1 protein-coding gene and 1 pseudogene are annotated in these 4,792 nt (G+C 76.9%); both read left to right on the forward strand.

Going from position 1 to position 4,792, the window contains the following annotated elements; translation table 11 throughout:
• Positions 1–4,017 (forward strand): annotated as a pseudogene (locus GPJ59_RS33575) (DUF11 domain-containing protein); the annotation flags it as partial.
• 6 nt (positions 4,018–4,023) lie between these two features.
• A partial coding sequence (locus GPJ59_RS33580; RefSeq protein ID WP_219671703.1) for a DUF4255 domain-containing protein occupies positions 4,024–4,792 on the forward strand: 769 nt, incomplete at its 3' end.

Consider the following 4,792-nt stretch of genomic DNA (forward strand, 5'->3'; position numbering starts at 1 on the left):
CCCCTGGCCGCGGCGGCCGCCCCGGCGGACGCCCCCGACCCCGGCCGGATCGCCTACGCCGGGGAGGGCACGCACCACAGCGTCCACACGGTCGCGGACGGCGGGAGCCTGTCCCCGCTGCTGCCCGTCGGCACCGCCGGCAACGACTGCCAGCCCGCCGCGCGCGGCGACGACCTGGTGTGGGTCAGCGACCGCAGCGGCCAGGGCGAGGGCATCTACCGGCGGACCGGGGACGGACCCGCGACCCTGCTCCACACCCGGTCCGGCTGGCGGCTCGCCGACCCCGTCCTCTCGCCCGACCGGCAGTGGGTCGCGTTCGTCTCCTGGCCGAACGACCCCGGCGACGGCCTGCCCGCCACCCGCTACCGGTGCGACGACCGCCGCGGCCGCGTCGGCACCGACGCCCGCCCCGGCGTCTGGGTCGTGCGGACCGACGGCACCGGCCTGCGCCCGGTCGCGGAGGACGCCGACACCCCCGACTGGTCGCCCGACGGCACCCAACTCCTCTACACGCACGGCCCCGACGCCTTCCGCGTCCCCGCGGCCGGCGGAACCCCGGTCCGTGTCTCGCCGCCCGGTGACACGGCGCGCTACCCCGTGTGGGAGCCCGGCGGCAAGGACCGCATCGCCTACCTCTCCCCGGTCGGCGACGGCGAAGGGGAGGGGGACGGAGAGGGCGACGGGAACGGGAACTACGAGGTCGTCACCGTCCCGGCCGGCGCGGGCGGCGCGACCCCGCCCACCGTGCTGGCCGTCGCCGACCCCGGCGAGGGCGGCCGGCTCGACCTGGCCTGGCGGCCCGACGCAGGCCGGCTGCTGGCCCTCGTCGGCGAGCCCTACCTCGTCGACCCCGCGGCCCCCTGCCGGGGCTGCCCCGGCACCCCCCTGTTCGACCCCGACCAGTTCGTCCCGTTCGAGATGCACAACGTCGCCTGGTACACCCCGGCCGGCGCCCGGCCCGGGCCGCTGGTCGCTGGGGCGGACTGGGAGGAGTCCAACATCGAGCGGCAGCGGGCCGGACTCCCCCTGGACCGGGTCCAACTGCGTGCCGCCCAGGGCCGCGAGTACGGCTTCGCCGACCCCGCGTACGCGCCCGACGCCCGCCGGATGGCCTTCGTACGGCTGCTCGGCGGATTCCTGCGACAGGCCCCGGACCTGCCCGGGCGGGGTACCGTACGGGCGCCGACGGCGATCGCCGCACCCTCCCAGGGCCCGGAGATCATGATCGGCGAGGTGGAAGGGCTCGCCCAGGCCCGCTCGCTCACCTACCAGGGCATGAACCAGGGCGAGAACCAGAGCCGCCCCGCCTGGTCCCCGGACGGCACCCGGCTGGCCTTCGCCCGGCGTCCCGCCTCCACCGCCGCCAACCCCTACCCGCGCAGCGAGATCGCCGTCGTCGACGTCTCCGGCGCCCCGGCGCAGTGGAAGCTCCTCGCCACCGTCGCCCGGCGCGCCGAGGGCGGCATGACCTGCCGCTCGGACGACCTGGAGCCGGCCTGGTCCGCGGACGGCACCCGGCTGGCCTTCTCCCGCTGGAGCGAGTGCACGCCGGTGCCGGTCCCCGTCCCGGCCCCGCCCGGCAGCGGCGGCGGGACCTCCGACGGCAGCAGCGCACCACCCCGGGAGGGACCGCCCACCCCCTACGCCGACCGGCACATCTGGACGGCGAACGCGGCCGACGGACAAGGCCAGTTCGACGTCACGGGCGCCCAGTGCGGCGCGCAGTGCGCCGTGATCGACCAGCGGCCGGCGTACGACCCGCGCGGCACCGACCTGGCCTTCGTCCGGCAGGCCCACTACGTCGACATCAGCGTCCACGCCGCCGACCCGGCGGCAGCCTCCGGTCCGGCGGCCTCAGGTTCGGCAGCCTCCGGTCCGGCGGCAGCCGCGCCGACGGCCACTGCCGGCGTGGCTGCCCCGGTCGGCGCGGAGGCGGCCACGGCGTCGCTGGCCACCTCCGAGCCGAGCATGCTGCTGCTGGCCGCCGCCGACGGGCGCAGCTGCCGACGCCTGCTGCCCCGCGGGACCGGCTGCCCCCTCACCGTGCCCGAACGGCCCGCCGGCCAGCCGTACGCCGACCCGGACAGCCCCGCCTGGGCACCGGGCGGCCACCGGCTCGCCGTCGACGTACGGCTCGTCGCCCGCACCAGCGGCGACCGGCGACTGCTGGTCATCGACCCCGACAACGACGGCGGCCCGGACGACCACACCGAGTTCTTCCCCGGCACCACCGGCGCCGGTCAGACCGGTCCGACCTGGGAGCCGAGCACCGACCTGCACCTCGAACTCACCGCCCCCGAACCGAGCCTGCTCCTCGACGCCACCGGCAAGCTCGTGCTCGACGTACGCAACGACGGCATCGCCCCCTCGCCCCGGACCCGGGTGCGCTTCACCCTGCCCGCCGGGCTGACGGCGACCGGGCCGCCGGTACCGGGCCAGGGCACCTGCACCGCAGCACTCGTCTGCGAGCTGGGCGCGCTGGCCGCCGCGGGCGGCCGCACGCGGGTCGAAATCGCCGTCAAGGCTGCGGCGTTGGGCACCCACGAGGCCCGGGCCGACGCCGAGACCGCACTGCCCGACCACCGGCCGGCCGACAACGGGGCCACGACCCGGATCACCGTCGTCGTCCCCGACCTCGCCACCACCGCGACCGCCACCCCGGCCGAACTGAGGATCGACGAGCGGACCACGGTGGAGTTCACCGTCCGCAACAGCGGCACCGCGCCCGCCGAGAACAGCGTCCTGAGGACGACCGTGCCCGCCGGGCTGACCCTCGTCACCGGCACCGCCTGCCCGGCCGACGGCTGCCCGCTGGGCACGCTCAAGCCCGGCGAGGAGAAGAAGCTCACCTGGGTGTACACCGCGGCCGAGGGCCTCACCGGCACCCTCGAAGGCCGGGCGGTCACCAGCACCCGCGGCGGGGCCGACGGCAACCCGGACAACGACCGGGCCGCGGTGGACCTCACCTTCGTCGACCCGCGCCGCCCCGACCCCGCCGTCACCGTGACCGCCACCCCGGCGGTCCTGAGCACCGGCGAGCCGTCCACCGTCACCTACAAGGTCACCAACCTCGGCGACGCCCCCGCCAAGGGCGTGACCCTGATCCCCGTCCTGCCCGCCGGCATGACCGTGCTCTCCGCCGACCCTCCCTGCCCGGCCGAGGGCTGCGCCCTGGGCGACCTGGCCCCCGGCGCCTCCGTGACCGTCACCCGGGTGGTCAGCTCGGCCACCGCCCGCACCGGGACCGCCACCGGCACGGTCGCCACGACCGGGCCGGACGGCAACCCCGCCAACAACACCGCCTCCGCCACGCTCGTGGTCACCGACCGGCCGCCGCCGCCCCCGGTGCTGTACGCAGACCCGGCGGTCGCCGTGACCGCCACCCCGCCCGTCGCCTACACCGGCGGCCGGATCACCGCCGAGATCACCGTCCGCAACACCGGAGCCCTGACCGCGACCGGTCTGACCCTCCGGGTGACCGTCCCGCCCGGCCTGGCCGTCGTGTCCGCCACCCGGCCCGACTGTGAGACGCCCGGCGGCTGCGCACTGCCGGACCTGACAGGCGGCCAGGTGAGCGCCGTACGACTGGAGTTGGCGGCCGGACCCGCACTGACCGGCGCGGTCACCGGCTCCGTCACCACCACCGGCCCCGACGCCTTCCCCCGCAACAACACGGCCTCCGCGCCCGTGACCGTACGCAGGCCCACGCTGGAGCTCAGCCCGCCGCTGGGGCCGCCCGGCTCGGTCACCCAGGCGCACGGCAGCCAGTTCCCGCCGGGGGCGCCGGTGGACCTGCGCTGGAGCCGGGGCGTGACGGTCGCCTCCGCGCCGGTCGTGGCCGCCGCCGACGGCACCTTCTCGGCGCCCGTCCTCATCCTGGTCCAGGACACCCTGGGCGAACGGGAGTTGACGGCCACGCACGCGGGCGGGGCCCCGCCGCTCTACTCGCCGGTCTCCGCCCCGTACCTGGTCGTGCCCGGGGTGCTCCAGCCGTCCGACTTCCAGTGGCGCAGGTGATCGGCCGTGATCCATGAGGTGGACGAGGTTCTGCGGGAGCTGGTGCGCACCGAGGCGCTGGGCGAGGGAGCGGGCGCCGAGGCACCGGGCGAGGGCGGCTCGGGCATCGAGATCGGCTCCGGCATCGAGATCGGCTCCGGCATCGAGGTCGTCTTCGACGCCCCCACCCGCGACTGGGCGGCGCGGCGCAACACTCCGACGGTCAACCTGTACCTCTACGACATCCGGGAGGACCTCGGACGCCGCTCGCGGGGCCGGCGCAACGTGTACGACGAGCGGGGCCAGGTCACCGCGCGCACGCTGCCGCCGCGGTACTTCCGGCTGTCGTACCTGATCAGCGCCTGGACCCAGCGCCCCGAGGACGAACACCGCCTGCTGTCCGCCCTGTTGGGCTGCTTCCTGCAGCACGAGGCACTGCCCGCCGGCCTGCTGGGACCCGAACTGGCCGCCACCGGCCTGCCGGTACCGGTCACCGTCGGGCTGCCGCCGCCGGAGGACAAGGCGTTCACCGATGTCTGGAGCGCCCTGGGAGGCGAGCTGAAGCCCTCGCTCGACGTGGTCGTCAGCGCCCCGGTGCCGACCGGGCCGCGCTACAAGGCCGGGCCGCCCGTGGAGGACGGGATGGTGCTCGACCTGGAGGACCTGGGGCGGCGCCCGGCGGGCGCGGGTGCGGCTGCCGCTGCGGGCGATGTGCCTGGTGCAGGTGGGGAGGGCGGTGGGGAGGGCGCGGAGAGCGGCGAGGGTGCGGCCGAGGCGGCCGGGCCGGCCGCCCGGG

The sequence above is a fragment of the Streptomyces bambusae genome (genome assembly GCF_019400985.1).
GTDB lineage: Bacteria > Actinomycetota > Actinomycetes > Streptomycetales > Streptomycetaceae > Streptomyces > Streptomyces bambusae_A.